Annotated in this window: 1 protein-coding gene; it reads right to left on the bottom strand. The window is 37.1% G+C overall.

The window, feature by feature from the left end:
* On the bottom strand, positions 1-777 hold a 777-nt coding region (locus BG20_RS01030; RefSeq protein WP_010189771.1), incomplete at both ends, for an aconitase X.

Below are 777 nucleotides of genomic sequence, written 5' to 3' on the forward strand. Positions count from 1 at the left end.
GATACTATTTGTAATGACAGCATCCACATCATTTTTGTTAATCAATGGTGTCAAACACGTACAACAATCAGATAGAATCTCACATCCTGCTCGCTCTAGCTCGTTTGTATAGCCAATTTTTCTTGCTTGTTCTTTTACAGTTCTTGGGCAAAAGATCATGCATCTTTTTTGAAAAGAGCGGCCCTTTAGTTTACCTACAAGATCAGACATCTCTTCTAGTCCCAATTGTGGGCTACCAAGTGTTATCAAGTCACCCTTTTCTGCAGTGTTTAATTCATCATGAACATTTTGCATCTCTTTTTGATCAAAGTCAATTTTTTCACAACTTGGATCACCGTCACCAAAAAGAAACTTGGCACAAGTCCCAGATGTTCCCATACCACCACACATTGCTTTGCATTGTCTGTTATCCATTTTTCCAAGACCAGAAACATTCACAGATGTATCTCCTACTTTTCCTGCAAAAAATCCAAGCATTCCATATGTCAATTCATTTGGATCCTTTACTTTCATTCTAATTGTTAAGTTGGGAGAGTCTTCTTTTCGTATGGAAGAGTAAGGACTTTTTCCAGTTATTGCACTTGCTAGTGCACTAAATGCACTTTCCTTGTTTGTCTTTAGATTGTCATACGAGTTTGCATGAATTGCCGCATTGCTTTCTGCAAATGCAACTTGAGTTCCCTCTTTTGGTATATCAAATATTTCGTAAGGTATGCATGAAAATGATGGAGAAACACCCATTGCTTCATACGAGTTTTTAATTGAGAGTTGTTTTAA

Origin of the sequence: Candidatus Nitrosarchaeum limnium BG20, assembly GCF_000241145.1 — an archaeon.
Lineage (GTDB): Archaea > Thermoproteota > Nitrososphaeria > Nitrososphaerales > Nitrosopumilaceae > Nitrosarchaeum > Nitrosarchaeum limnae.